This window comes from Mesorhizobium sp. M0207 (assembly GCF_040321995.1).
Lineage (GTDB): Bacteria > Pseudomonadota > Alphaproteobacteria > Rhizobiales > Rhizobiaceae > Mesorhizobium.
This window is the reverse complement of record NZ_JAMYSQ010000012.1, coordinates 104,709-131,321: the sequence shown is the minus strand read 5'-3', so window position 1 is coordinate 131,321 and position 26,613 is coordinate 104,709. Positions and strand designations below refer to the sequence as shown.

The window sequence follows — 26,613 nt, the reverse complement described above, 5'->3', positions numbered from 1 at the left end:
CTATAGCTGAAAACGAAAGCCATGAACAGGTATGGGCCGGCTAATGACAATCGGACGACTGCAGCGAGAAAAGCTCCGGCGCGATCTCGACGAGGCTATCAACTCAGCCCACGCGCGATCTCAGTGATGACCTCGAACGCAGTATCGACGTCCGCCGCAGTCGTTTCGAACTGCCCGACCTGAAAGCGGATCGCCACCTGCCCGTCCACCCGGGTCTGCGTCAGGTAAATGCGGCCGTCATCGTTGATCGCGCTGACCAACCGCAAATTGTGCTCGTCAGAGTCGATGGCCGCAGCCGCGAGATGGCGGAATGAGAATAGCGACAGCATCGGTTCCGTGACGATCTCGAAATCCGGTTCCCGAGCCAGCCGCGCGGCGAGGCTCTCGCTCCAGGCAACATGGTTGCGGATCATGTTCCGCAGATTTTCCAAGCCATGCGCACGCAGCAGGAACCAAAGTTTCAGAGCGCGGAACCTCCGTCCGAGCGGCACCGACCATTCGGAGTAGTTGATGACCCCGTCGCGGCCATGCGTTTTCAGGAATTCGGGCTTGATCGCCAGCGTGCGGACCAGGTCTTCCGGCTGGCGGATGAACTGCATCGAGCAATCGAACTGTGCCCCCAACCATTTATGCGGGTTGAAGACGATGGAATCGGCATTTTCGGCGCCGGTCCAGAAATGCCGGAACTCGTGGCAGATCATGGCGGAGCCGGCCCATGCGGCATCGACATGCAGGTAGAGCCCGTGCCGCTTCGCCACCTCGGCAACAGCCGCCACATTGTCGGTGCCGCCGGTACTTGTGCCGCCGACGCTGGCGATGATGCCCGCCGGCAGCATGCCGTTTTCGCGGTCGGTAACGATCGCGGCTTCCAGAGCCGCCGTCTGCATGACGCGGAAGCGTCCGGCGACCGGAATGCGCACGAGGTTCGCCTCGCCGATGCCCGACACCCAGATCGCCCGGTCGATAGAAGTATGGACCTGGTCGGAAGAATAGATCCGCACGACCGGCTGCCCTTGCAAGCCGTTCTTGTTGCCTTGCCAGTCGAGCGCGCGCTCGCGCATTGTCAGCACGGCGGCAAGCGTCGCCGATGAAGCCGAATCCTGCATGACGCCGGAAAATCCCTCCGGCAAACCAAGCGCCTGCCGCATCCAGTCGACGACACGCGTCTCGAGCTCGGTTGCCGCCGGCGAGGTCTGCCAGAGCATGCATTGCGCGGCCATCGCGGAAACCAGATACTCGGCCACGACGGAGACCGGTGCCGCGTTAGCCGGGAAATAGGCGAAGAAACGCGGATGCTGCCAGTGCGTCATGCCCGGCAAGATCTTTTGTTCGAAATCGGCGAAGATTGCCTGCATCGTTTCGCTGTCTTCCGGCGGCGCGGCATCGATGCTTTTGAAGATTTCGCCCGGCTCGACAAGCGGCCGCACCGGTGTTTCGCGAAGGCCGTTTCTGTAGTCGACGCCCCATTCAGCCGCTCGCAGCGACCATTCGCGGAATTCGTTGCTATTCATCTTCGCCTCCGTAGCGCCTCATCGAGCCGCGATCAAAGAGCACGAAAAACGAAGGTTTTCATTCGGGAAAATCAGGCAGACTGGCAAAGGCGGTCTTCAGCGCGTTCGACCAGCTATCCGAGATCGTACGATAATATTGATCGTCCTGGGTTATTCGCTTTTTGAGGCCGACCTTGAAAGTGTCCTTTTCATAGAACAGCAGGTCGAGCGGCAGGCCGACCGACAGGTTCGACTTCAGCGTCGAGTCGAACGACACCAGCAGCAACTTCACCGTCTCGGCGAAACTCATGGTCCTTTCATACGCACGGATAATGATCGGCTTGCCGTATTTGGTCTCACCGATCTGGAAGAACGGCGTGTCGTCGGTGGATTCGATGAAATTGCCTTCCGGATAGATCATGAACAGGCGCGGCGCGCTGCCCTTGATCTGACCGCCGAGGATGAAGGAGGCGTTGAAGTAGGAATCCGCCTTTTCGCCCGCCGGCGACGAACTGGCGATGACCTCCTTGACGGTGTCTCCGACCAACCGGACTGTCTGGTACATGGAGGGCGTTTCGAGCAGTGTGGCACGGCGCTCCGCCACTGCCTTGGTGCGTTCGTCGAGCAGGCTGACCACGGCCTGCGTCGTCGCCAGATTGCCGGCCGACATCAAAACGATGACGCGCTCGCCCGGCTCTTCCCAGACATGCATCTTCCTGAAGGTCGAGATCGAATCCATGCCGGCGTTGGTGCGCGTGTCCGACATGAACACGAGCCCGCGATCGATCTTCAGGCCGACGCAATAGGTCATCGAATCTCTTTGGCAACAATCTTGCCGGGGATTACTGCTCCACGGTGACGGTGACCGCAAGCTGTTCTTCCGCCTGTCCCAGCCGAATTCCAGATACCGGCGTGGCGTCGCGATAATCGCGGCCGGTCGCCACCTTCACATAACGCTCGTCCGGAGAAATGCCGTTGGCGACATCGAAGGCGACCCAGCCGAGGCCCGAGATATGCGCCTCGGCCCAGGCGTGGCTTGCCGCCTGCTCGATGGCCGCATCCATCATCAGGTAGCCGCTGATATAGCGGGCCGGAAAATCCATGGCACGCGCCGCGGCAACGAAGATGTGGCTGTGGTCCTGGCAAACGCCGGTCTTGAGCGCCAAGGCCTCTTCGGCCGGCGTCGTCACGTTGGTGGTGTCCGGCGTATAAGCGACGCGCTCGCCGATCACCGCCATCAACCGGTGCAGCCTTTCGATGTCGGTACCCTTGCCGACCGAGGCAGCAAGCTCGCGAATGCCGCTTCCGATCGTCGTCAGCGGCGTTTCCTGGCCGAACAGCCAGAGCGGCGCGAAACCCTGGTGCGGTCCGCAGACGCCAGCGGTGTCGCGCGTCACCACTTCGCCGGCTGCTTCGACGGTGATGAAGTCGCGCTCGCCCTCGACGCTCAACAGCCGGGTATCATTGCCGAAATGGTCGGTGAAGCGCACTTCCTCGCGTGCGCCTTCGATCCTCAGCGCCCAGGACAGCACCGTCTGGGTGCGCCCGTTCACCGGGAGCAGCCGCAAACGCTGCAACAGATAATGCACCGGCGCATCGTAGCGGTATTCGGTCCGGTGGGTGATCTTCAGCCGCATCGCACTCGTCCCTGGAGCATGAGCTTTTCCGAAAACCGGTCTCCGCTTTTTGGGATCATGCTCAATAGAACCTGTAATCCTGCGCGATCTCGTCGCCGAGCCTGGTGTTGTCGCGGATGAAATTGGCCAGGAATTCGTGCAGGCCGGCGTCGAAAATATCCTTGATCGACCCGGCCGTCAGCATGGCCTGGGTCTTGGCAGCCGTCGCATGACAGGCGTGGCGCTCCCCATAGTCGTCACCCAGGAATTTGAGATGCTCCGTCAGGAAGCGGTAGCAAAAGGTCAGCGAGCGCGGCATGCGGACGTTGAGGATCAGATAATCGGCGATGTTGCTCGGCTTGTAGTCGGCATCATAGACCCAGCGATAGGAACGGTGCGCCGACACCGAGCGCAGGATCGATTCCCACTGGTAGTTGTCGAGCGTCGAGCCGACCCAGGAGATCGACGGCAACAGCACGTAGTATTTCACATCCAGGATGCGCGCGGTGTTGTCGGCGCGTTCGACATACGTGCCGAGCTGCGAAAAATCGAAAATCTCGTTGCGCAGCATCGTGCCGTAGAACGAGCCGCGGATCAGCGCCGTCTCGCGCTTGATTGCGTCGAGCGCGTTGGGCAGGTCGCGCTCGTCGATCGGCTTGGCCAGCATCCGCTTCAGCGACATCCAGGCTTCGTTGATGCTTTCCCAGGTCTCACGCGTCAGTGCGGTACGCACCATGCGGGCATTGTTACGGGCCGTTTCGATAGACGACATCGTGCTCGACGGGTTCGATGTGTCGCGCAGCAGATAGTCGGCGACATTGGCGGCGGTGTAGTCGGAATATTTCTGCGTGAAGCTGGCGTCCGAACCGGCGCTGAGCAGCACCGAATTCCACTCCTCCGAAGCGTTCTGAGTACGAGTCAGCGCCATGCGCAAGCCGGCATCCACCAGCCGCGCCATGTTTTCCGCCCGCTCGATGTAGCGGTTCATCCAGTAGAGCCCGTTGGCGGTGCGGCCGAGAAGCATGTCAGGCGGTCCTGTGGTGAATAGTGAAAGGTGAATGGTGAATGGTGACTATCCGGATTCCAGGGCACGATTCCGCGCGCTTCACTTCAGGGCATTTCACCAACATCAACGACCCACATCCTTACCTATTCACTATTCACTATTCACTATTCACTACTTTCACTCTAATCATCCAACACCCACGTATCCTTCGTGCCCCCGCCTTGCGAGGAATTGACGACCAGCGAGCCTTCCTTGAGCGCTACTCGGGTCAGCCCGCCGGGCACGATCTGGATACGGTCGGAAACCAGCACATAGGGGCGCAGATCGACATGGCGCGGCGCCAGCCCCTTGTCCGTCAGGATCGGACAGGTCGACAGCGCCAGCGTCGGCTGGGCGATGTAGTTCGACGGTTTTGCCGCGAGCTTTTTGGAAAACTCTTCGCATTCCTTCTTGGTCGCCGCCGGACCGACCAGCATGCCGTAACCGCCGGAGCCGTGGACTTCCTTGATCACCAATTCGTCGATGTGTTCGAGCACGTATTTCAGGCTGTCCGGCTCCGAGCAGCGCCAGGTCGGGATGTTGCCGAGGATCGCCTTGCGGCCGGTATAGAATTCGACGATTTCGGGCATGTAGGAATAAATCGCCTTGTCGTCGGCGATGCCGGTTCCCGGCGCATTCGCGATCGTGATGTTGCCGGCGCGGTAGACGTCCATAATGCCCGGCACGCCAAGTGCCGAGTCGGGGCGGAAGGTCAGCGGATCGAGGAACGAGTCGTCGACACGACGGTAAAGCACGTCGATCTGCTTGTAGCCCTCGGTGGTGCGCATCGCGACATGGCCATCGACGACGCGCAGATCCTGCCCCTCGACAAGCTGCACGCCCATCTGGTCGGCAAGGAAAGCATGTTCGAAATAGGCCGAGTTGAAGCTGCCCGGCGTCAGCACGGCAATGGTCGGCGCGCCCTTGGTGCTTTGCGGCCGCACTGCCGCCAGCGACTGGCGCAAGAGCTGCGGGTAATTCTCAACCGGCCGCACCTTGATCTGCTGGAACAGCTCGGGAAAGAGCTGCATCATCGTCTCGCGGTTCTCCAGCATGTAGGAGACGCCGGACGGCGTGCGCGCGTTGTCCTCCAGCACGTAGAACTCGTTCTCGCTGATGCGTACGATGTCGACGCCGATGATGTGGGTATAGACGCCGGCCGGCGGCCGCACCCCGATCATCTCGGGCAGGAACGCCTCGTTCTTGGCGATCAACTCCTTCGGCACCCGGCCGGCGCGTAAGATCTCCTGGCGATGGTAGATGTCGTCGAGAAAGGCGTTCAGCGCCTGGACGCGCTGCTCGATGCCTTGCGTCAGCCGTCGCCATTCGTTGCCCGAAATGATGCGCGGAACGATATCGAAGGGTATCAGCCGCTCCGATGCTTCCTGCTCGCCGTAGACGGCGAAAGTGATGCCTGTCTTGCGAAAGACGCGTTCGGCGTCCTGCATCTTCTCGGTAAGTCTGGCCGGGTCCTGTTCCTTCAGCCAGCGATCGTAAGCCGAATACGGTTTTCTCAGCCCGGAAACTTCCGGAAGCATTTCATCGAACGCTGCCAATCGCATACTCCCCTGTGGCGCCATTTCACTGGCCTGGCTGGAGAAAATCAAGCGCAATCGGTGATTTGTTGGGCGCCGGCGATCAGTATATCGCACTTGCCTAAAATTAAGGCAGCACCAATAGGGCCTTGATCAGGCTTTGCCTGGTGTCCGGGCACATGCCGGATGCGGATCAAAACGCGCGAAAGGTGACGACCGTGAACGTGTCCTTGATGCCGGGAAGAATCTGCACTTTCTCGTTGACGAAGTGGCCGATGTCTTCCTCGTCGTCGACATAGAATTTGGCGAGCAGGTCGTAGTTTCCGGCTGTCGAGTAGATTTCCGAAGCGATCTCGGCATCGGCCAGGGCGCTGGCAACGTCGTAGGCCTTGCCCAGATCGCATTTTATCTGCACGAAAAATGCCTTCATTGCCTGGTCCTGCTCACATCGCACGCTCTAATCGAGCGGCCCTTGTGGCAGACTGCCGCCCGGCTTTCAAGCATCGGCAATCGCTCAGGCTGTTCTCGCCTCGACAATGCTTTCTCGGCTCGGACACGGACTGCCACGCCGAATGTTTGCGCTCGGCTGAAACCCTGAAGCACTGCAAAGCGTATGGTATCATGTACCTTCAGGCAGCGATTTCTCAGGGACAACGGAGACAGGCCATGCGCCGCGCGTTTTTCGCATTCGCAGTCGTTCCATTCATTTTCGCATCCCAGGCCTTTGCTGGCGACGCCGAAGTCAAAGCGGCGCAGACAGTCATCGATGGGCAGTTGAGGGCGTTCATCGCCAATGACGGAATGACGGCCTACAGCTTTGCCGCACCGAATGTGAAACGCATCTTTCCGACCGTCGATACCTTCATGAACATGGTGACAAAAGGCTATCCGCCGGTGCGCCAACCGCAGACCTACTCCTTCGGCAAAGTTCGCGAGACGAGCCCGACCTCGATCATCCAGCAAGTGCTGATCGTCGGCCCGGATGGCAAGGACTACGAGGCGGTCTACACGCTCGAACTACAGCCTGACGGCAGCTTTCGGATCACCGGCTGCAGCCTGCGTGCGTCCACGTCGCTCAGCACCTAAAGGGGTGTTTCAATCCTGTCGCCGGTAGAGCGTCCAGCTCAGGCCTGAAAACCCCCAATGCCTCGACGCATCGGCCCGTTCATACGCCAGAGCGCATGCGGCCGTAGGTTGGACATGTTCGGCTTGTTTGTCCACGTCCCCTTCGAGGACCAGCCAGGCGGGCCGTTCGGTGCACATCCCGTCGTCTGTGACCAGCAATGCCCGACGATCCATTCGCGCCGCAAAATAGTTGACGACAATGGGGGTGCGGAAATTACCGTCGCTGGCATAGGTGGTTGCGCCGTTCCTGGTCATTTCATCAACGATAGCGGCGTAGGAGCCGCGTCCATATTGATAGAACTGAAGCACCGACGAAATGCTTCCACTCACCACGATCGCCAGCGCTCCCATCGCAAGCAGCCTGGCAGTTCCGCGAGCATCCAGGCCGCGGCCAATCATCTCGCCGGCCCAGAGCAGCAGCAATGTTCCGCTGATGATGAAATAGCGCGGGAACTCAAGGTTGGGCAGATGCGCCGCCGCCATGAGCAAAGGCAGTCCGATAATCCCGATGGCATAAAGGCTGGCTCGACGACCGCGCCAGACACCGGCGGAGAGGCCGACAAGACCGCAGGCGGCAACGATATAGGGCCCGTCGCCAAACCAGGGTGGCAGGCCGAACAGAGAGCGGATCATCCCGCCATAGCCCTGCGCGAAGGCGGCAATCGAGAATGGCGAAACACCACCGACACTGAAGCCGAACAGCCTGCAGCCGACAAACACGCCGACAGCCAGCGGCAGCACGGCAAGCAAGCCCGGCAGGAAGATCGACGCCAGGTCCGCAACGACGCGGCCGACCTTCGCCGTACGCTGCCAGGCGAGCCAGGCGGTCCAGATTGCGAGGACCGCCACCATTCCGATCATTGTGAGATGGCACAGGAAGCCGAAAAGGATCGCCGCTGCCAAGGCCGCGCCAGACCACCGTCTATTGTCGAGCCGGCGCTCCAGAAAAACCACCGAGAGCAGCGTGAACAGCACAAGGCCGGCATAGCCGCGCGCCTCCGAGCCGTAATGGACCATTGGGTAGCTCACGGCAAACAACAGGCTTGTGGCAATCATCGCCTGTCGTCCGCGCGATGCGGCGCTCGCTGCCGCCGCACCGATCGTGGCAACACCTAATGCTATCGACAGACCTCGCTGGATCAGCGGCGAAGCATCGGGGCCAATGAGATAGAGATAGACCGAGTTGAGGAAATGATTGTTGTCGTGATTGACGCGCCAGAATATCTGGTCGATCGAGGTCAGCGGCTCGATCAGCGCAAAGCTCCAGATCTCGTCCAGCCAAAGGTCGCCGCGCGCGCCAAGCAAGCGCAAGACCAGGCCGGTCACTGCGATCGCCAGAATCGCAAGCAACGACCCAGCCGTCCATCGCTGAACCGCGATGGGGGTCGAAGGCGAAGGCTCGGCGATGCCGTTCGTCCGCACCGTCGTGCCAGGAACTGAAACTTGCCGCGAAACGAACAGGTTCTTGATCCTCGCCCGATGTCGTCCGGCAATGCTTATTGGGCAGTCGTTTCAAAACAGTTCATGGCAGGGACAACTCCTCCCTGGAGCCGGATTCCTGGCGAGCATGCCTACCGGACGGCGAGGTCACCGTTTGCCCATTGCTGCGTGATGATCTCGGCTTCTTCGGCGAACCTGCCAGCCTCGATCGCTTCACGAATGTCGCGCATCAGCTGCTGGTAATAGGACAGATTGTTCCAGGTCAGGAGCATCGCCCCAAGCGCCTCTTGCGAGCGCACCAGATGATGCAAATAGGCCCGCGAATAGTCGCGTGCGGCCGGGCAGTCGCTTGCCTCATCGAGCGGACGCGGATCGTCGGCATGGCGGGCGTTGCGCAGATTGACCTTGCCGCGCCGTGTGTAGGCTAGGCCGTGGCGCCCTGCCCGCGTCGGCATCACGCAGTCGAACATGTCGATGCCGCGCGCCACCGACTTCAAAATGTCGTCCGGGGTGCCGACGCCCATCAGGTAGCGCGGCCGGTCAGCCGGCAGCTCCGGGCAAGTGATGTCGAGCATCTCCAGCATCACCGCTTGCGGCTCGCCGACAGCCAGCCCGCCGATCGCGTAGCCCTTCAGCTCCATTGCCTTCAGCGCCTGCGCCGAGCGCAGCCGCAGATCCGGCACGTCGCCGCCTTGCACAATGCCGAACATCGCCTTGCCGGGCTGCTCGCCGAATGCCGTCTTGCAACGCTCGGCCCAGCGCAACGACAACTCCATGGCACGCTCGATCTCGTTCTGCTTGGCCGGCAGAGCCGTGCATTCGTCGAGCTGCATCTGGATGTCGGAATCGAGCAGCCCCTGGATCTCTATCGAACGCTCCGGCGACATCTCGTAGGCGCCGCCGTCGATATGCGAACGGAAGGTAACGCCGTTCTCGGTCAGTTTCCGCAGCTTCGACAGCGACATCACCTGGAAGCCGCCGCTGTCGGTCAGGATTGGATGCGGCCAGCGGGCGAATTCATGCAGGCCGCCGAGCCGCGCCACGCGCTCGGCGCCGGGTCTTAGCATCAGGTGGTAGGTGTTGCCGAGGATAATGTCCGAGCCGACGCCGCGCACCTGATCCATATACATGGCCTTCACCGTGCCGCCGGTACCGACCGGCATGAAGGCAGGCGTGCGGATTTCCCCGCGCGGCATGGTGATTGCACCACGCCGCGCCCTGCCGTCGGTCGCCAGCACCTTGAAGGTGAATGCGTCAGTCATTGAATTCCCTAGCCATCGAACTCCTTGTCGAATACCGGCGCGTCCGGGGCCTGCTTGTCGAGTGATTGCCGGTAGCGGATGCAGCCGCGCATGAATTTCGGCCACGGCGGCACGGCAATCGCCGGGTCGGTCTTTTCGGGCAAAAGTGACCAGAGGTCGGGATGGTGCCAGCACAGATCATGGCCGGTGGCGTCGCGGTGTTGGCGGATGCCGGCGCGCAGTTTCCTGACCTCGGCGATCAAGGCTTCCCGGTCGAAGGTTTCCAGGTCATCGTCCATCGGTATCCTCCCTGAACAGAAGACTTGCGTCTCCATAGGAATAAAACCTGTAGCGATTCTCGATGGCATGCGCATAGGCCGCCCGCATCGTCTGCAAACCGCAGAAGGCCGAAACCAGCATGAACAGCGTCGAACGCGGCAGATGGAAATTGGTCATCAGCAAGTCTGCGGTCTTGAAACGATAGCCGGGCGTGATGAAGATGTCTGTCGGGCCTGACCATGCGGCCAGCCTGCCGTCCTCGCCAGCCGCGCTCTCCAATAAGCGCAGCGATGTCGTGCCGACGGCGATAATGCGCCCTCCTTTTGCTTTCGCCGCATTCAGCGCCTCGGCGGTTTCCGGGCTGACCGAACCGGTTTCGGCGTGCATCTTGTGGTCGGCGGTGTCGTCCGCCTTCACCGGCAGGAACGTGCCGGCGCCGACATGCAGCGTGACGAAACGGCGCTCTATGCCCTTGGCGTCGAGCGTCGCAAACAGCTCCGGCGTGAAATGCAGCCCTGCCGTCGGCGCGGCGACCGCGCCCTCCTCCCTCGCATAAATGGTCTGATAGTCGCTGCGGTCGCGTTCGTCGTCGTCACGCTTGGAGGCGATGTAGGGCGGCAGCGGGATGTGGCCGACTGCATGCAGCGCCTCGTCGAGGAACGGACCTGACAGGTCGAAGCCGAGCAGCACCTCGCCGCCTTCTCCCTTCTCGATCACGGTCGCGTCGAGCTGGCCGAGAAGGCAGGAATTGGCGTCATGACCGAAATGGATACGATCGCCGGCGGCGATGCGCTTGCCCGGACGCATGAAGGCGAGCCAGCGGTCGGGCGCCATCCGCATATGCAGCGTGGTTTCGACCTGCGCCGCCGCCTCGCCGCGCCGCCTGATGCCTTTCAGCTGTGCCGGAATGACCTTGGTGTCGTTGAAGACCAGCACATCACCGGCCTTGAGCAGGGCCGGCAGGTCGCGCACCGTCCGGTCTTCGAGCCCCTCACCCGGCCTGACCACCAGCATCCTGGCACTGTCGCGCGGCTCGGCTGGGCGAAGCGCGATGCGCTCCTCCGGCAGATCGAAGTCGAAAAGGTCGACGCGCAAGAGATCCCCGCCTCAAGGTTCCGGGCAGGTCACCGCCCAGGCGCCGACACCGTCTATGCTCAATGTGCCGCCCATCGCGAAGCTGGACTGCTCGCTGGCCTTGACCAGCCGCAATCTGGCGACGATCGAGCTGAGGCCCTCATCAGTGAGATCGATCAGCATGCGCTCGTCGTCTTCGAATGCCTGTCCAACGATGACTTTCGTTGAGCCTGGCTGTCTGTCCGTGGTCCATGTCTTGCCGCCGGCATCCAGCCACACACGCGCCACCGCAATGACGGCCGTGTGTCCAAACATCAATCGATGCCGCGCCGCCGTCGGCGCTGCAGACGATCGATTCCGTTGCCAGCGCCGGAGTGGCCGCCGCGGCGAGCATAATTGCGATGGCCGCGACAGCCCGGCTGGTCATTTCACGTCGGCCGCGACCTTGAGCGATACGATCTTGTCAGGATCCTGCACCGGTTCGCCGCGCTTGATCTTGTCGACGTTGTCCATGCCTTCGATGACCTGGCCCCATACCGTGTACTGGCGGTTGAGGAAGGCGGCATCGTCGAAGCAGATGAAGAACTGCGAATTGGCCGAGTTCGGGTTCTGCGAGCGCGCCATCGAGCAGGTGCCGCGGCCGTGGTTGGCGTTGGAGAACTCGGCCTTCAGATCGGGTTTGTCGGAACCGCCAGTGCCGGCGCGCGATGGCGCGAAAGACGGCTTGTTGGAATTGCCGAACTTCACGTCGCCGGTCTGCGCCATGAAGCCGTCGATGACGCGGTGGAAGACCACGCCGTCATAGGCGCCTTCGCGCGCCAGCTCCTTGATACGGCCGACATGGCCGGGCGCCAGATCTGGAAACAATTCGATGACGACCTTGCCCTTGGTCGTGTCCATGATAAGCGCGTTCTCGCGGTCCTTGATTTCGGCCATGTCAGAAATATCCTTTTGAACAATTGGGGTTACTTGCCGTCCGCGGCGATGCGCACCTTGATCATGCGATCGGGGTCGGTCACCGTCCCGTTCTGCGCCTCGTCGCCTTTCTTGATGTGGTCCACCAACTCCATGCCGCTGACGACATTGCCAACGATGGTGTACTGGCCATCGAGCGGCGGTGCCGGCGCGAACATGATGAAGAATTGCGAATTGGCGGAATTCGGATCGTCGGAGCGGGCCATGCCGACCACGCCGCGCTGGTAGTGCTCGGTGCTGGAGAATTCGGCCGGCAGGTCAGGAAGATCGGAGCCGCCGGTGCCGACAGCGTCGGCATTGAAGCCGCTCTTCATGTTGCCGAACTTGACGTCGCCGGTCTGCGCCATGAAGCCGTCGATGACGCGGTGAAAGGCGACGTTGTCGTAGGCGCCCTGGCGCACCAGCTTTTTGATCTGCGCGACGTGCTTCGGCGCAAGGTCGGGCCTCAGCGCGATGGTCACGTCGCCGTCCTTCAGCGTTACGATCATGGTGTTTTCCGGATCGGCGGCAAAGGCCGACACGGATGCGGTCACAAGACCGGCAAGCACGGCAAGCAAGAAGGCAAGCTTTTTCAGCTGCATGGGATCTTTCTCCGAATATCTTCGTTCATGCATGTCGTTACCCAAAGCCGGGTTCCACTTTGGGTGACATGCATTTTATTTCGCGAATTTGGCGGTGAGCGCGCCGGCCACGGCCGCCGGCACGAAGGGGCGGATGTCGCCTCCCATCGAAGCTATCTGGCGCACAAGTGTGGCGGTAATGGTGCGCACTGAAGGGCTGGCGGGCAGGAACACCGTCTGCAGCTCCGGCGCCATGGTCTCGTTCATGCCGGCCATCTGCATCTCATAGTCAAGGTCGGTGCCGTCGCGCAGGCCGCGGATCATGATCGAGGCGCCATGCTTCCTGGCCGCGTCGATTACCAACCCGTCGAAGGCGACTACTTTGATACGCGCACCGTCGCTGCCGAATTCCGCCTTCGCAGCCGTTTCGATCAGGCCAACCCGTTCCTCGAAGGAAAACAACGGCTTCTTGCCGGGATGGATGCCGATCGCCGCATAGATTGTATCCGCCACGGCCAGCGACGCCTTCAGCACGTCGAGATGGCCGTTGGTCAGCGGGTCGAAAGAGCCGGCATAAAGGGCGATGCGTTCGGTCATGGCAGGTGCTTCTAGCGAGCCTCTCTCCTAAAGGCAAATCCGATCGCCAGCCCGCGCCGTGAACCTTTTGGCCGACGTGAACGACAGATGAATGTGCCGCTCACAACAGCTTCACGCAGTGTTCACTAAGTTGCAGCTGCAGGAGATGAAACCAAACACCCATCTAATCGTTGTTAGGCGCAGGAGAACACGCACATGCTGATCTACATGCTCGCCACCGCAATGACCGTCGCCATGCTGATCGCCACCGTATTCGGGTTGCATCAGGAAGCACAGCGCGTCCGCGCCAAGGCCAACACCAAGCGGTTCGAAGGCTTCGGCAACCGCAGGCCTTATCGCCGCTTCTAGATTGCGGGTGTCTTCACACGCCGGCCCACAGGGCTGGCGTCGTCGTGCCAAACTCACTCGACGGAAGTATCGGGCTCCCTACCATCGGCATCGGCAACAGCGCCGCTTTCAGCATTCTCTTCGATCTCTTCATCCGCTTGCGGTTCTGAAATTCGCTCCACCGAAACGACCTTCTCGCCCTCTGCGGTATTGAAGATGGTAACGCCCTTGGTGGCGCGGCTGGCGAAACGAATGCCGTTGACCGGAACACGGATAACGGTGCCGCCATCCGAAACCAGCATGATCTGATCGTCATTGCCGACCGGGAAGGTCGCCACCAGGCGGCCGATTTCGGCCGTTTTCGAGACGTCGGTGGCGCGAATACCCTTGCCGCCACGGCCAGTCAGGCGGAAATCGTAGGACGATGAACGCTTGCCGTAGCCATATTCCGTCACCGTCAACACGAACTGCTCGTGCGCCTTGAGGAATTCATAGCGGTCGTCGGAAAGCTCTGCCTCTTCGCCGACCTCTTCATTGGTGAGCTGGATTTCTTCCTCCTCGCCGGCCGCGATGTCAGCAGCGAGCCGGCGTTCGGCCACCACCCGCTTGAGGTAGGCGGCACGCTCCGCCGGCGGCGCATCGACATGCTCGATCACCGCCATCGAGATCACCCGGTCGCCATCGGCCATCGCAATGCCGCGCACGCCGACCGAATTGCGGCTCTGGAAGACGCGTACGTCGCTAACCGGAAAGCGGATGCACTGGCCGGAACTTGCCGTCAAAAGCACGTCGTCATTGTCGGTGCAGGTCTCGACGCCGAGGATCTCGTCGCCTTCCTCGTCCAGCTTCATGGCGATCTTGCCGTTGCGGTTGACCTGGACGAAGTCCGACAGCTTGTTGCGGCGCACGGTACCGCGCGTGGTGGCAAACATGACGTCGAGCTCGCCCCAACTCGTCTCATCCTCCGGCAGCGGCATGATCGTGGTGATGCGCTCGCCCTGTTCGAGCGGCAGCATATTGATCAGCGCTTTGCCGCGCGATTGCGGGTTGCCGATCGGCAGGCGCCAGACCTTTTCCTTGTAGACGATGCCGCGCGAGGAGAAGAACAGCACCGGCGTGTGCGTGTTGGCCACGAACAGCCGGGTGACGAAATCCTCTTCCTTGGTCGACATGCCGGAGCGGCCCTTGCCGCCGCGGCGCTGCGCCCGGTAGAGCGACAGCGGCACGCGCTTGATGTAGCCGGAATGGCTGACCGTGACGACCATGTCCTCGCGCTGGATCAGGTCCTCGTCTTCCATGTCCGCCCCGCCCTCGGCGAGCTCGGTACAGCGCGGCGTGCCGAACTCGTCGCGCACGGCGATGAGCTCGTCCTTGACGATCTGCTGGACGCGGGCGCGCGACGAGAGGATGTCCAGGTAGTCCTTGATCTCGTCGCCGATCGTGTTCAGCTCGTCGGCGATCTCGTCGCGGCCGAGCGCGGTCAGGCGCTGCAGGCGGAGTTCGAGGATGGCGCGCGCCTGCTCCTCGGAGAGATTGTAGGTACCGTCCTCGTTGATGCGATGGCGCGGGTCGTCGATCAGAAGAATCAGCGATTCCACGTCGCCCGAAGGCCAGCGCCGCTCCATCAACTGCTCGCGCGCCGTCTGCGGGTCCGGAGCGCTGCGAATCAGCTTTATGACTTCATCGATGTTGGCAACAGCGATGGCAAGGCCGACCAGCACATGGGCGCGGTCGCGCGCCTTGCGCAGCAGGAACTTCGTGCGCCGGCTGATCACCTCCTCACGGAAGGCGACGAATGCCTTCAGCATGTCGGTCAGAGTCAGCAATTCCGGCTTGCCGCCGTTCAGTGCCACCATGTTGGCGCCGAAGGACGTCTGCAGCGGGGTGAAGCGGTAAAGCTGGTTGAGGATGACATCGGCGACCGCGTCGCGCTTCAGTTCGATGACGACGCGGTAGCCCTGGCGGTCGCTCTCGTCGCGAATGTCGGAAATGCCTTCGATGCGCTTGTCGCGCACCAACTCGGCCATCTTCTCGATCATCGACGCCTTGTTCACCTGATAGGGAACCTCGGTGATGACGATCGATTCACGATCGTTGCCGCGCGCCTCGACGTTGACGCGGCCGCGCATGACGATGGAGCCGCGACCGGTCGAATAGGCGCTATAGATGCCGGAACGGCCAAGCACGATGCCACCGGTCGGGAAATCCGGTCCCGGAATAATCTCCATCAGCGCCGGAAGGTCGATCGCCGGATTGTCGATGAGGGCAATGGCGCCGTTGCAGACCTCGCCCAGATTGTGCGGCGGGATGTTGGTGGCCATGCCGACGGCGATACCGCCGGAGCCGTTGACCAACAGGTTCGGAAAGCGCGCCGGCAGGACTTTCGGTTCGCTGCCGGACGCATCGTAAGTGTCCTGGAAATCGACGGTGTCCTTGTCGATGTCTTCCAGCAACTCATGCGCGACCTTGGTCAGCCGCGATTCCGTGTAGCGCATCGCCGCCGGCGGATCGCCGTCGATCGAGCCGAAATTGCCCTGCCCGTCGATCAGCGGCACGCGCAGCGACCAATCCTGCGCCATGCGCACCAAAGCGTCGTAGATCGAGGCGTCGCCATGCGGATGATATTTACCCATCACGTCGGCGACCGGGCGTGCCGATTTCACATATTTGCGGTTCCAGTGATAGCCGCTCTCATAGGCGGCGTAGAGGATGCGGCGATGCACCGGCTTGAGGCCATCGCGCACGTCCGGCAGCGCGCGGCTGACGATCACGCTCATGGCGTAGTCGAGATAGGAGCGCTGCATCTCCTCGATGATGGATATCGGCTCGATGCCGGTGGGGCCGCCGTCGGCGCCGCGCGGTGTCTTTTGGTCGGTCAAATCGGATCACAATCTAATCAGGAATCACTTGGTGCTTATATAGGAAGCCAGCCTGAAACTCCAACAATCGCGGCAGTTTTCCAGTGTGGTTTTTAGCGGCAAATTCAAAAGGATAAACCAATTGCGACGATATGGCCGTGCACCCTTTCACGGGCGTCGCCGGCGGGCGCGATAAGTACCCGGCGCCTCGCCCATCAGCCGTCGGAAACGGCGATTGAAGGTTGATAGATCGTTGAATCCCGCCGAAAAGGCAATCGCCGAAATCGTCCGATCCGACGTCCGCAGCCGCACGGCTGCCCTGTGCAGCCGCGCTCTCAGCAGGAATTGGTAGGGCGTCATACCGGCAACGTGCCGGAAGGTGCGCAGGAAATGGTAAGGGCTGGTGGCGGTCTCGTCGGCGAGTTCGGCAAGCGAGATCGGCCGGTCGGCATCGACTTCGATGCGCCGCACCGCTTCGGCGACACGCTTCTGGTCACGGCGGCTCGGCGTCCGTCCCCGATCCGTAGCGCTGCAAGCCGCTGTTACCGCGGCACCGGCAATGCGCAGGGCGAGTTCCTCGAACGCGCCGGTGTCGGCCATCTCGCGCGCCGCCTCTGCTTCGGCAAGCAGCGACACCAGCGCCGGCAAGGGCGGCAGGCGCGGCGTGCCGAAATCGAGCGTCTTGGCGCCCGGCACGTCGGCGACGATCCGCTCCATATAGGCCGGTCCGAAATGGAAGGAGAGGCAACGGTCGCCGGCGCCATGCTCGTGCCCGCATTCGTAGCATGTGCCGGGATTGCCGAGCAGGAGCGCGCCCGGCGCCAGCATCGCCGTGCCCTCGCGCGCACGATAGCGGAAGGTGCCGTTGGTTACGGCGGCAACGCAGAAATCCCGATGCTCCTCTTCGAATGGCCTGTCGGCGGCGCTGGCGGTGCAGATGACATCCGACACCTGCCAGCCTCGGCCCGACGCCAGCCTGTGCGCGCTCGTCGTCATCGCCGAAACATAGCAACTTTTCCCAAGCGCAGAACCCCTGTCGGCCTCTATGCTTGCCGGTCTCCTGACAAGATGAGAGCGAAGCCATGTCCAATTCCTTTGCCAAGGCCCTGCACAGCGATGGGCCCGTATCGGCCCTTGCCGAGAAACTGAATCTTTATGGCCGCTTCGTCGGCGCCTGGACGTTCGACGCCACGCGCCATCTCGAGGACGGTCAGGTGCTGACCGGGCGCGGCGAAGTGCATTTCGGCTGGGTGCTCGAAGGCCGCGCGATCCAGGACGTATGGATCCTGCCTGCCCGTGACGCCGGCCCCTCGCCCTCGCTCGGCAAATGGACCTTCTATGGCACGACGTTGCGCGTCTACGATCCCGGCGTTGACGCCTGGCACATCTTCTGGAGCGATCCGCGCAATCAGTACTACAGCCGCCAGCTCGGCCGTGCCGAGGGCGATACCATCATCCAGCAAGGCGCAGACGGCACCGGATCTGCTGTGCGCTGGAGCTTTTCGCGCATCACCGAAAATTCGTTCCGCTGGCTGGGCGAACGCTCACAGGACGACGGCGCCACCTGGCGTCTCGAAGTCGAGTTTCTGGCGCGCCGCACCGCCAGCCCCTGATCCGCACGGTTTCCACTGGCTCCGCTTTGCTCTACCAATCCCGTTATCCGGCTTTGCCGGCGGGGAGGGTCAGCATGCCGAGCTTCGACAGCCTGTTCAACGCCTTCGTCACCATACTGGTGACGATCGATCCGCCCGGCCTGGCGCCGCTCTTCCTCGCCGTTACCCGCGGCATGAACCGCGAGGAGCGCAACCAGGTCTCCGTGCGCGCCTCGGTCATCGCCTTCCTGGTAATGGCGTTGTTCGCAATCGCCGGCGCGTCGATCCTGTCAGTCTTCGGCATCACTCTGCCGGCCTTCCGCGTCGCCGGCGGCTTTCTGCTGTTCTTCATCGCCTTCGAAATGGTGTTCGAGCGCCGGCAGGACCGCAAGGAGAAGATCGGCGACGTCGCCATCACCAGGGACATGATCCACAACATCGCCGCCTTTCCGCTGGCGATCCCGCTTATTGCCGGTCCCGGCGCGATTTCGGCGACCGTCCTGCTCTCAAGCTCGTTTCAGGGTTTGGGCGCTCAGACAGCCCTTGTCGGCATCATCGCCATCTGCCTCGTCATCACCTACCTGGTGTTCGTGCTGTCAGAGCGCATCGACCGTATCCTCGGCCAAACCGGCCGTTCGATCCTGACAAGGCTGCTCGGCGTCATCCTGGCGGCGCTCGCCGTACAGTTCGTCGCCGACGGCATCAAGGCGCTGATGGCGACGTAGGGACAGCCCTACTTCGCTGTCGTTTCAATGACTTCGAAGTCGTGGGTAATCTCGGCAGTCTTGGCCATCATTGCCGAGGCCGAGCAGTATTTCTCGATCGAAAGCCCGATCGCCCGCTTTACCTTGTCGTGTGACAGCGCCCGGCCCTTGACGACAAAATGCATGTGAATGCGGGTGAACACCCTGGGATCGGCTTCTGCACGGTCGGCATCGAGTTCGACCACGCAATCTTCGACCGCCTCGCGCCCCTTTTCGAGGATATGGACCACGTCATAGGCCGAGCAGCCGCCAGTGCCGATCAGCACCAGTTCCATTGGGCTCGGCCCCGGCGTCTTGCCCTCCGGCCCTAACGCAGTGCCTAGCACCAGCTTGTGCCCATTGGCCGACTCGCCAACGAAAGTGCGCTCCTCGACCCATTTGATCCTTGCCTTCACCTGATACGTCCTTTCACCGCTCAAACGCACAACGTCCCGAAAATCCAAGACAGATTTTCGGGATGCCATTTCGTGACCAAGGTACCGGCGCTTTTCGCCGCAAGGGCAGTCCGCCCGAGAAATCAGAACGGGATTTCGTCGTCCAGCTCGCGCGACGAACCACCGCCGCCGCCCTTGTTGGCGCCACCGCGATTGAAACTTTCGCCCGGGCCGGACTGGCCGAAATCGGAACCGCGGCTCGCACCACCACCGGCATAGTTGCCGACCTGGCCGCCGCCCTCGCCCCGCGCATCGAGCATCTGCAGCTCGCCGCGGAATTTCTGCAACACGATTTCGGTCGTATAGCGGTCATTGCCGGTCTGGTCCTGCCATTTGCGCGTCTGCAGCTGGCCCTCGACATAGACCTTCATGCCCTTCTTCAGATACTGCTCGGCCACCTTGGCGATCTGGTCGTTGAAGATCACGACATTGTGCCACTCGGTCTTTTCCTTGCGCTCTCCGGACGTCTTGTCGCGCCAGCTTTCCGACGTCGCGATGCGGATGTTGACGACCGGGTCACCCGAATTCAGGCGGCGGATTTCAGGGTCCGCCCCGAGGTTGCCCACCAGAATGACCTTGTTGACGCTACCCGCCATGAGACTTCTCCGCGCTCATCCGAAACCGAATTTTTGTCGCCGCACCTTACAGGCTATGGACAATCCCTGCCTGCCGTCGCTGCCTTTTCCCACAAGGTTTTTGTTCTCTTTTCGTTCTATCGGAGAGGCCCTGCACTGTCAATAGTTGTCAGTAAGAAGTAGTGTCTTGGCGTCGAATTTCCACAGACCATGGGATCGAGGCGAACGCATGAAGATGGTTGCGCATAACGATCAGCCGCAAGAAGAGTGGCGGACGGGAGTAAAGACCCGCATGCATGTCTCTGCCCGCAACGGCGCAACTCAACTTTGCATGTTTGAACAATGGGTCGAACCCACCGTTGGCGCCCCGACACATTGGCACCCGGTCGAGGAAGTACTTACCGTCATCGCTGGCAGGGCCGAGATGTGGATCGACGAAGAGCATCTCGTCTTGACTGCCGGACAGTCGCTTGTTGTCGCCGCGTACAGGCAACATGGCTTCCGAAACGTCGGCTCCGAATTGCTTCATATTCATGCTGTGCTCGCGTCACCAGTTTTCGAGGCGACGTTCAACGGATCCCCCGACATGGTGAGACGCTGGCTTCCAGCGAGTTTGTAAAACCTCGCCTGTCTTAAAAAATACCGCCTGTCTTAAAAAACACGGCTTGCCAAACCGATAAGTATTGACTTATGCTTTCGGCATGATCGAAGCAGACATTTTTCGGGCACTAGCGGATCCAACGCGTCGCGCCGTCTATGAGCGGCTCGCCGACGGCGAGATGACGGTGTCGGAACTGCGCACTGGCATACCGGTATCGCAGCCGGCGGTATCGCAACATCTCGCAGTGCTGCGCGGCGCCGGCCTCGTGGTCGAGCGCCGGGCCGGTCGCAACGCCTATTACCGCGTCGATCCGAAGGGGCTTGCGCCACTGCTCGGCTGGATCGAACGCTACCGTGCGTTCTGGCCAGAGCGCATCGAAAGGCTCAAGACGGTTTTGAAGGACATGGACCAATGACCAACCGAGGCAAAGAACGCGCCGAAATGGCCGCAGACAAGATCGAGTTCGAGTGCGAGCTGCCCGAACCGCCGGAACAGGTGTGGCGGGCGCTGACGGTGCCGGACCTGCTCGCGGCCTGGATGATGCCGAACGACATCAAGCCCGAAATCGGCAACCGCTTTGCCTTTAAAGCGCCGAATGCGCCGATCGAGTGCGAAATCCTCGACGCGGATCCCGGACGGCTGCTGCGCTATTCCTGGCGGGAGCGGCCGGCGCCCGGCGATACGCAGGTGCCGCCCGGCAATCCCCTGGACAGCGCAATGAACGACAGCCCAGTGGACAGCATCGTCACCTTTACGCTCGACCGCACCGTTTCCGGCGGCACGCATCTGCGCATCGTCCATGATGGTTTTGCTCGGGCAGCAGTGCCGGAGATCGCGATGGCAGGCGCCGGTTGCCGGCTTTCCTTTGACGCGCACACTCCCAGGCACAAGCAGATCGCCGCAAACACCCCGCGCCTCTTCCTGCGCGCGGCCTGAACGACAACAGTCAACGGAGACAACCGATGAGCGGCCTTGCCAATCTGGTGCCGATGGTGATCGAGCAGTCGAGCCGCGGCGAACGTGCCTTCGACATATTTTCGCGGCTGCTGCGCGAGCGCATCGTCTTCATCAACGGCCCGATCGATGACGGCACCTCAGCGCTGGTCTGCGCCCAGCTTCTGTCGTTGGAATCCGACAATCCCGACAAGGAGGTCTCGCTCTACATCAACTCGCCGGGCGGCGTGGTGACCAGCGGTTTCGCGATCTACGATACGATGCAGTATATCAGTTGCCCGGTCTCCACGGTTTGTATGGGCTTCGCCGCCTCGATGGCCTCGTTCCTTTTGATGGCCGGCACACCGGGGCGGCGCATCGCGCTACCCAACACCAGCATCGTGCTGCATCAGCCTCTCGGCGGTTTCCAGGGCCAGGCCTCCGATATCCAGCGCCATGCCGAGGGCATCCTTCGCACCAAGCGGCGCATGACCGATCTTTACGCCCGCCATTGCGGCCGCACCTACGAAGAAGTGGAACGCACGCTCGACCGCGACTTTTTCATGACCGCGCAGGAGGCCAAGGATTGGGGCCTCGTCGACCATGTTTTCGACACTCGCAAGCAGGCCGCATGAACGAGCCGGGCCGGCGGACGGAACTGAGGCGATTGAGCGCCCGCAATTTCAGCGCCATCGGTCTGGTCTTGCCGCTATCGCGGCACTATAGTCCGGCGATGACCGCCAGCCGCTCATCCAGCCTGTTATGCCTTGCCATCGCTACCGTTGCCGGCACGAACATGCTGGTGGGTATGGCACTTGCCCAAGATAATTCGACGTCTTCGCAAAAGCGCGCTCTGCCCGGTGTGACCAGCGATTATCGCATCGCCGAGCCAGCGCCGCGGCCTGAGCCTGACGATATGGCTCTAGGCAGCGGCAACGGCACCTTCAAGATTGGCGATACCGACGTTCGGATTTCCGGTAGCATCACCATTGATGTCGCTACCGGCGGGATCAGGCCCTCCAGCCGCTAAGTTCGCCTGGTGTGAACCACAAATATTGCGCTTCAAACGAACAGCCCCGCCATTGCTTTGCAACTGACGGGGCTTTCTTGGATCTGAAATCCAAATTGCCGGGAGTGTACTGCCGGCTTTTTATTTCGGATGCTTCGCGGCGTTCAGCCGACGATCCGACTAGCAGTCTCTGATTGTTGTGGGGATCGGCAGGTCAACGTGGGCAGGTAGCGCTAAACGCCTGACCTGGCTACTTATACCTGCCGCGGCTCCAGCGACACGTGGAGCCTCAAGGAACAATCCGGTGGAGTCATGCCTCTGCTCTCCTTCTGTTCGTTGCGACTGTCGTCGAAGCGCTCATCGCATAACCCGCGGCGTCTCGCAGGCTAGCCCCAGGCCGCGAGGCCATCGAAAGACGGCCGGCTTCGTTGACAATTGGATTCTGCCCCCATGACGCGGGGACGTCAACCTTGAATAGCCGGGTTGCCGAAAAATGTGATCGCGAGACGCTTTGTGAAGCCGGCCTCACGGGCAGCTTTTGTCAGGAGCGTGTTCGGCCTTTGTTCTTTCCGCTTGCCCGTTCGCGCGAAAGGCGGTTAAACGCTTTGGTCGAGAGTTGTGGCGTCTCTCGAAAAGGCGGCGAAATTACCTACATAGGGGGTGGTCGGGAAAACCCGCCCATCCCACGAATTCCAGATTCTGAGGCGGCGACCGGCGATGGCCGACCATAAATATCTCTCCATTCGCGGGGCACGCGAACACAATCTGAAGAATGTCGATCTCGACCTGCCGCGTGACAGCCTGATCGTCATGACCGGCCTGTCGGGGTCGGGCAAGTCGTCGCTTGCCTTCGACACCATCTACGCCGAGGGCCAGCGCCGCTATGTCGAGAGCCTTTCGGCCTATGCACGGCAATTCCTCGAAATGATGCAGAAGCCGGACGTCGACCAGATCGACGGCCTGTCGCCGGCCATCTCCATCGAGCAGAAGACCACCTCGAAGAACCCTCGTTCGACGGTCGGCACCGTCACCGAGATCTACGATTATATGCGGCTTTTGTTCGCCCGCGTCGGTGTACCCTATTCGCCGGCCACCGGCCTGCCGATCGAGAGCCAGACGGTCTCGCAGATGGTCGACCGGGTGCTTGCGGTCGAGGAAGGCACCCGGCTGTTCATTCTGGCGCCGATGGTGCGCGGCCGCAAAGGCGAGTACCGCAAGGAACTGCTGGAGCTGCAGAAGAAGGGTTTTCAGCGCGTCAAGGTCGATGGCGTCTTCTATGAGATCGCAGACGTGCCGGCGCTGGACAAGAAGTACAAGCACGACATCGACGTCGTCGTCGACCGCATCGTCGTGCGCGGCGATCTGGCGACGCGGCTCGCCGATTCCATCGAGACCGCGCTGAAGCTGGCCGACGGGCTGGCGGTGGCGGAATTTGCCGACAAGCCGCTCGACGCCAGCCAGACCGGCGAGGATTCGGTCAACAAATCGAAGAACGAGACGCATGAACGCATGCTGTTCTCGGAAAAGTTCGCCTGCCCGGTGTCCGGCTTCACCATTCCCGAGATCGAGCCCAGGCTGTTCTCCTTCAACAATCCGTTCGGCGCCTGCCCGACCTGCGACGGGCTCGGCAGCCAACGCGCCATCGACGCCAGCCTGGTCGTGCCCGACGAGAATGTCTCGCTGCGCGCCGGCGCCGTCAGCCCGTGGGCGAAGTCGACCTCGCCCTATTATGCGCAGACGCTGGAAGCGCTGGGCATTGCCTATGGCTTCAAGCTCGGCGACAAGTTCAAGGATTTGAGCGAGGAGGCAAGGCAAACCGTCCTGCACGGCACCGGCGAGCGCGAAATCACCTTCCATTATGATGACGGTCTGCGCTCCTACAAAACGACGAAAACCTTCGAGGGCGTCGTCCCCAATCTCGAGCGCCGCTGGAAGGAAACCGAATCCGCCTGGATGCGCGAGGAGATCGAGCGCTTCATGTCGGCCACGCCCTGCCCGGCCTGCCGCGGCTATCGGCTGAAGCCCGAGGCGCTCGCGGTCAAGATCGCCGGCAAGCACATTGGCGAGGTCACCGAGCTGTCGATCCGCAAGGCCGACCAGTGGTTCACCGACCTGCCTGCATCGCTCAACGACAAGCAGAATGAGATCGCGGTGCGCGTGCTCAAGGAAATCCGCGAGCGGCTGCGCTTCCTCAACGATGTCGGTCTCGACTATCTGACGCTGTCGCGCAACTCCGGCACGTTGTCGGGCGGTGAGAGCCAGCGCATCCGTCTTGCCTCGCAGATCGGCTCCGGCCTGACCGGCGTACTTTACGTGCTGGACGAGCCGTCGATCGGTCTGCACCAGCGCGACAACGCCCGCCTGCTCGACACGCTGAAGCATCTGCGCGACATCGGCAACACGGTCATCGTCGTCGAGCATGACGAGGACGCCATCCTGCATGCCGACTACGTCGTCGATATCGGCCCGGCGGCCGGCATCCATGGCGGCCACATCATCGCCCAGGGCACGCCGCAGCAGATCATGGCGACGCCCGCTTCGATCACCGGTAAATATCTGTCGGGCGAGCTCGAAGTGGCGACGCCGGCAGCGCGGCGAGAGGCCAAGAAGAACCGCCGGCTGAAGGTCGTCGGCGCGCGCGGCAACAATCTGAAGAACGTCACCGCCGAAATCCCGCTCGGCACGTTTACCGCCGTCACCGGCGTATCCGGCGGCGGCAAGTCGACCTTCCTGATCGAGACCCTGTTCAAGGCGGCGTCGCGCCGCATCATGGGCTCGCGCGAGCATCCGGCCGAGCACGACCGCATCGAGGGGTTGGAATTCCTCGACAAGGTCATCGACATCGACCAGTCGCCGATCGGGCGCACCCCGCGCTCCAACCCCGCCACCTACACCGGCGCCTTCACGCCGATCCGCGACTGGTTCGCCGGCTTGCCGGAGGCGAAGGCGCGCGGCTACCAGCCGGGCCGCTTCTCGTTCAACGTCAAGGGCGGCCGCTGCGAAGCCTGCCAGGGCGATGGCGTCATCAAGATCGAGATGCACTTCCTGCCCGATGTCTACGTCACCTGCGACGTTTGCCACGGCAAGCGTTACAATCGCGAGACGCTCGACGTCCTGTTCAAGGGCAAATCGATCGCCGACGTTCTCGACATGACGGTCGAAGAAGGCGTCGATTTCTTCGCCGCCGTGCCCGGCGTGCGCGACAAGCTGGAGACGCTGAAACGGGTCGGCCTCGGCTACATCCATGTTGGCCAGCAGGCAACGACTTTGTCGGGCGGCGAGGCGCAGCGCATCAAGCTCGCCAAGGAACTATCACGCAAGGCGACCGGCAAGACGCTCTACATCCTCGACGAGCCAACCACCGGCCTGCATTTCCACGATGTAGCCAAGCTGCTTGAAGTGCTGCACGAGCTGGTCGACCAGGGCAACACGGTGGTCGTCATCGAGCACAATCTCGAGGTGATCAAGACGGCTGACTGGGTACTCGATCTTGGCCCCGAAGGTGGTGACGGCGGCGGCGAGCTGGTAGCGTCCGGCACGCCTGAGGAAATCGTTCGCGAAAAACGCAGCTATACCGGGCAGTTCCTGAGGGAATTGCTGGAGCGGCGCCCCGGAGGCAAGCGCGAAGCGGCGGAGTGATGGTAAAGAACGGTCTCATCACGGTCCAAAGCCGCTTCGGCGTGGCCGAAACGATCGATCGCCTGGTCGGGACCGTGGAACGCGCAGGATTGCTGGTCTTCGCCCGCATTGACCACGCCGCCGGTGCGCGCAGTGTCGAAGCTTCCCTGCGTCCGACCCAGCTTCTGATTTTTGGCAACCCGAAAGGCGGCACGCCGCTGATGCAGGACCGGCAACTTGCCGGCATCGATCTGCCGGTCAAGGCACTGGCTTGGGAGGACGAGCAAGGCAAGGTCTGGCTCTCCTGCAATGAGGCGCACTGGCTTGCTGAGCGCCACGGCTTGGGCGACGCCAGTCGCAATGCCGTCGCCGCGATAGCGGCCGGCATGGACAAGGTGATTGCGGCCGCTGTCGGCGCGGGCCAGTTTTGATCATGAGAGCCGCTCGGGCCGATGATCTCCCCACGGTCATCTCGCTCACCACCGACGCCTACGCGCCCTACACTGCCCTGCTCGGCGCACCGCCGATCCCTGTCACCGAGGACTACGTGCCGCGCATAGAACGCGGCGAGGTCTGGCTTTCGGAGCAGGACGGACAGCCGGCCGGCTTGATCGTTCTCGAACGACATGCGGACCATACAATGATCTTCAGCGTCGCCGTTGCGCCCGCCTTTCAGGGCAAGGGTTTCGGCATCGGGCTGCTCGACTGGGCCGAGCAACAGACGCGCCTGTGGAGCTTGCCTGAAATCCGACTCTACACCAATGCCAGAATGGAACGGAACGTTTCGTTGTATAAGGCCTACGGCTTTCGCGAAACGGGTCGCCGGCCCAATCCATATCGGCCAGGATGGACGGTCGTCGACATGGCGAAAGCCGTCGAGACGACCGCCATCGCGTGATCCTTTTCTGCAAACCGGGAGGACGAC

30 protein-coding genes are annotated in these 26,613 nt (G+C 61.9%); 12 read left to right on the top strand and 18 right to left on the bottom strand.

Features of this window, described 5'->3' with window-relative positions; translation table 11 throughout:
* Nucleotides 1-98 precede the first annotated feature (98 nt).
* The 6 genes from NKJ15_RS17810 to NKJ15_RS17785 form a co-directional block, all read right to left on the bottom strand.
* Nucleotides 99-1,511 (bottom strand): pyridoxal phosphate-dependent decarboxylase family protein, encoded by a 1,413-nt coding sequence (locus NKJ15_RS17810; protein ID WP_352816491.1) that lies wholly within the window; start codon nucleotides 1,509-1,511, stop codon nucleotides 99-101.
* Nucleotides 1,512-1,569: 58 nt separating this feature from the next.
* A complete protein-coding gene (locus NKJ15_RS17805; protein ID WP_254817354.1) occupies nucleotides 1,570-2,301 on the bottom strand; it encodes a proteasome-type protease in 732 nt (243 codons plus the stop codon).
* 31 nt (nucleotides 2,302-2,332) lie between these two features.
* A complete protein-coding gene (locus NKJ15_RS17800) occupies nucleotides 2,333-3,127 on the bottom strand; it encodes a transglutaminase family protein (RefSeq protein WP_352682855.1) in 795 nt (264 codons plus the stop codon).
* 61 nt (nucleotides 3,128-3,188) lie between these two features.
* Entirely contained in the window at nucleotides 3,189-4,130 is a 942-nt protein-coding gene (locus NKJ15_RS17795) for an alpha-E domain-containing protein (RefSeq protein WP_023674885.1), read from the bottom strand.
* Between the two features lie 164 nt (nucleotides 4,131-4,294).
* Nucleotides 4,295-5,707, bottom strand: a complete 1,413-nt coding sequence (locus NKJ15_RS17790) for a circularly permuted type 2 ATP-grasp protein (RefSeq protein ID WP_352613762.1) — start codon at nucleotides 5,705-5,707, stop codon at nucleotides 4,295-4,297.
* Nucleotides 5,708-5,879: 172 nt separating this feature from the next.
* Nucleotides 5,880-6,116: an Lrp/AsnC ligand binding domain-containing protein gene (locus NKJ15_RS17785; RefSeq protein ID WP_023674883.1), complete on the bottom strand. Its 237-nt coding sequence runs from the start codon at nucleotides 6,114-6,116 to the stop codon at nucleotides 5,880-5,882.
* Between the two features lie 236 nt (nucleotides 6,117-6,352).
* On the opposite strand from NKJ15_RS17785, the gene NKJ15_RS17780 reads away from it, so the two are divergent.
* Nucleotides 6,353-6,772, top strand: a complete 420-nt coding sequence (locus tag NKJ15_RS17780) for a DUF4864 domain-containing protein (RefSeq protein ID WP_352455762.1) — start codon at nucleotides 6,353-6,355, stop codon at nucleotides 6,770-6,772.
* 9 nt (nucleotides 6,773-6,781) lie between these two features.
* Here the strand turns inward: NKJ15_RS17780 and NKJ15_RS17775 are convergent, their stop codons facing one another.
* The 8 genes from NKJ15_RS17775 to coaD all read right to left on the bottom strand — a co-directional run bounded on the left by NKJ15_RS17775 (nucleotide 6,782) and on the right by coaD (nucleotide 12,977).
* Entirely contained in the window at nucleotides 6,782-8,161 is a 1,380-nt protein-coding gene (locus NKJ15_RS17775; RefSeq protein ID WP_352816488.1) for a glycosyltransferase family protein, read from the bottom strand.
* A gap of 221 nt (nucleotides 8,162-8,382) precedes the next feature.
* Nucleotides 8,383-9,513, bottom strand: a complete 1,131-nt coding sequence (gene tgt / locus NKJ15_RS17770) for a tRNA guanosine(34) transglycosylase Tgt (protein WP_352502505.1) — start codon at nucleotides 9,511-9,513, stop codon at nucleotides 8,383-8,385.
* A gap of 8 nt (nucleotides 9,514-9,521) precedes the next feature.
* Complete coding sequence (locus NKJ15_RS17765; RefSeq protein WP_352471691.1) at nucleotides 9,522-9,791, bottom strand: hypothetical protein; 270 nt, start codon at nucleotides 9,789-9,791, stop codon at nucleotides 9,522-9,524.
* Nucleotides 9,781-10,866, bottom strand: a complete 1,086-nt coding sequence (gene queA / locus NKJ15_RS17760) for a tRNA preQ1(34) S-adenosylmethionine ribosyltransferase-isomerase QueA (protein ID WP_352816484.1) — start codon at nucleotides 10,864-10,866, stop codon at nucleotides 9,781-9,783. The genes NKJ15_RS17765 and queA overlap by 11 nt, the downstream gene beginning before the upstream one ends.
* Nucleotides 10,867-10,878: 12 nt before the next feature.
* Entirely contained in the window at nucleotides 10,879-11,160 is a 282-nt protein-coding gene (locus NKJ15_RS17755; protein ID WP_352816481.1) for a hypothetical protein, read from the bottom strand.
* A gap of 108 nt (nucleotides 11,161-11,268) precedes the next feature.
* Nucleotides 11,269-11,781 (bottom strand): peptidylprolyl isomerase, encoded by a 513-nt coding sequence (locus NKJ15_RS17750; RefSeq protein ID WP_254817363.1) that lies wholly within the window; start codon nucleotides 11,779-11,781, stop codon nucleotides 11,269-11,271.
* Between the two features lie 29 nt (nucleotides 11,782-11,810).
* Entirely contained in the window at nucleotides 11,811-12,401 is a 591-nt protein-coding gene (locus NKJ15_RS17745; RefSeq protein WP_352471695.1) for a peptidylprolyl isomerase, read from the bottom strand.
* Nucleotides 12,402-12,476: 75 nt separating this feature from the next.
* A complete protein-coding gene (coaD, locus tag NKJ15_RS17740; RefSeq protein ID WP_352448768.1) occupies nucleotides 12,477-12,977 on the bottom strand; it encodes a pantetheine-phosphate adenylyltransferase in 501 nt (166 codons plus the stop codon).
* Between the two features lie 195 nt (nucleotides 12,978-13,172).
* On the opposite strand from coaD, the gene NKJ15_RS17735 reads away from it, so the two are divergent.
* Nucleotides 13,173-13,325 carry a hypothetical protein gene (locus NKJ15_RS17735; RefSeq protein WP_352540595.1) on the top strand — a complete coding sequence of 51 codons (153 nt, stop codon included), beginning with the start codon at nucleotides 13,173-13,175 and terminating at the stop codon, nucleotides 13,323-13,325.
* 53 nt (nucleotides 13,326-13,378) lie between these two features.
* On the opposite strand, the gene gyrA is transcribed toward NKJ15_RS17735, so the two are convergent.
* Nucleotides 13,379-16,183: a DNA gyrase subunit A gene (gene gyrA / locus NKJ15_RS17730; RefSeq protein ID WP_352816478.1), complete on the bottom strand. Its 2,805-nt coding sequence runs from the start codon at nucleotides 16,181-16,183 to the stop codon at nucleotides 13,379-13,381.
* Between the two features lie 147 nt (nucleotides 16,184-16,330).
* A complete protein-coding gene (locus tag NKJ15_RS17725) occupies nucleotides 16,331-17,158 on the bottom strand; it encodes a helix-turn-helix transcriptional regulator (RefSeq protein WP_352816475.1) in 828 nt (275 codons plus the stop codon).
* Between the two features lie 86 nt (nucleotides 17,159-17,244).
* Between NKJ15_RS17725 and NKJ15_RS17720 the strand changes: the two genes are divergently transcribed.
* Both NKJ15_RS17720 and NKJ15_RS17715 read left to right on the top strand, forming a co-directional pair.
* Nucleotides 17,245-17,775 (top strand): hypothetical protein, encoded by a 531-nt coding sequence (locus NKJ15_RS17720; RefSeq protein ID WP_352816473.1) that lies wholly within the window; start codon nucleotides 17,245-17,247, stop codon nucleotides 17,773-17,775.
* Between the two features lie 74 nt (nucleotides 17,776-17,849).
* Nucleotides 17,850-18,479 carry a MarC family protein gene (locus tag NKJ15_RS17715; protein WP_023674869.1) on the top strand — a complete coding sequence of 210 codons (630 nt, stop codon included), beginning with the start codon at nucleotides 17,850-17,852 and terminating at the stop codon, nucleotides 18,477-18,479.
* 8 nt (nucleotides 18,480-18,487) lie between these two features.
* Here the strand turns inward: NKJ15_RS17715 and NKJ15_RS17710 are convergent, their stop codons facing one another.
* Both NKJ15_RS17710 and NKJ15_RS17705 read right to left on the bottom strand, forming a co-directional pair.
* A complete protein-coding gene (locus NKJ15_RS17710; protein ID WP_352816470.1) occupies nucleotides 18,488-18,913 on the bottom strand; it encodes an OsmC family protein in 426 nt (141 codons plus the stop codon).
* A gap of 122 nt (nucleotides 18,914-19,035) precedes the next feature.
* Nucleotides 19,036-19,548, bottom strand: coding sequence for a single-stranded DNA-binding protein (locus NKJ15_RS17705; protein WP_352448761.1), 513 nt, complete (start codon nucleotides 19,546-19,548; stop codon nucleotides 19,036-19,038).
* Nucleotides 19,549-19,756: 208 nt separating this feature from the next.
* On the opposite strand from NKJ15_RS17705, the gene NKJ15_RS17700 reads away from it, so the two are divergent.
* From NKJ15_RS17700 to NKJ15_RS17665, 8 genes are all read left to right on the top strand, one after another.
* Entirely contained in the window at nucleotides 19,757-20,146 is a 390-nt protein-coding gene (locus tag NKJ15_RS17700) for a cupin domain-containing protein (protein ID WP_352471700.1), read from the top strand.
* A gap of 82 nt (nucleotides 20,147-20,228) precedes the next feature.
* A complete protein-coding gene (locus NKJ15_RS17695; protein WP_352448759.1) occupies nucleotides 20,229-20,543 on the top strand; it encodes an ArsR/SmtB family transcription factor in 315 nt (104 codons plus the stop codon).
* The gene (locus NKJ15_RS17690; RefSeq protein WP_352682875.1) at nucleotides 20,540-21,064 is read left to right on the top strand and encodes an SRPBCC family protein; all 525 of its coding nucleotides are present in this window, start codon (nucleotides 20,540-20,542) and stop codon (nucleotides 21,062-21,064) included. Before NKJ15_RS17695 ends, NKJ15_RS17690 begins: the two co-directional genes overlap by 4 nt.
* 26 nt (nucleotides 21,065-21,090) lie before the next feature.
* Nucleotides 21,091-21,696 (top strand): ATP-dependent Clp protease proteolytic subunit, encoded by a 606-nt coding sequence (locus tag NKJ15_RS17685; RefSeq protein WP_352455702.1) that lies wholly within the window; start codon nucleotides 21,091-21,093, stop codon nucleotides 21,694-21,696.
* Complete coding sequence (locus NKJ15_RS17680; protein ID WP_352682877.1) at nucleotides 21,693-22,091, top strand: hypothetical protein; 399 nt, start codon at nucleotides 21,693-21,695, stop codon at nucleotides 22,089-22,091. The genes NKJ15_RS17685 and NKJ15_RS17680 overlap by 4 nt, the downstream gene beginning before the upstream one ends.
* 696 nt (nucleotides 22,092-22,787) lie before the next feature.
* A complete protein-coding gene (uvrA, locus tag NKJ15_RS17675) occupies nucleotides 22,788-25,709 on the top strand; it encodes an excinuclease ABC subunit UvrA (protein WP_352816467.1) in 2,922 nt (973 codons plus the stop codon).
* Nucleotides 25,709-26,119, top strand: coding sequence for a DUF302 domain-containing protein (locus tag NKJ15_RS17670; protein ID WP_352816549.1), 411 nt, complete (start codon nucleotides 25,709-25,711; stop codon nucleotides 26,117-26,119). Before uvrA ends, NKJ15_RS17670 begins: the two co-directional genes overlap by 1 nt.
* A complete protein-coding gene (locus tag NKJ15_RS17665) occupies nucleotides 26,116-26,586 on the top strand; it encodes a GNAT family N-acetyltransferase (protein WP_352816465.1) in 471 nt (156 codons plus the stop codon). The genes NKJ15_RS17670 and NKJ15_RS17665 overlap by 4 nt, the downstream gene beginning before the upstream one ends.
* Nucleotides 26,587-26,613: the final 27 nt, after the last annotated feature.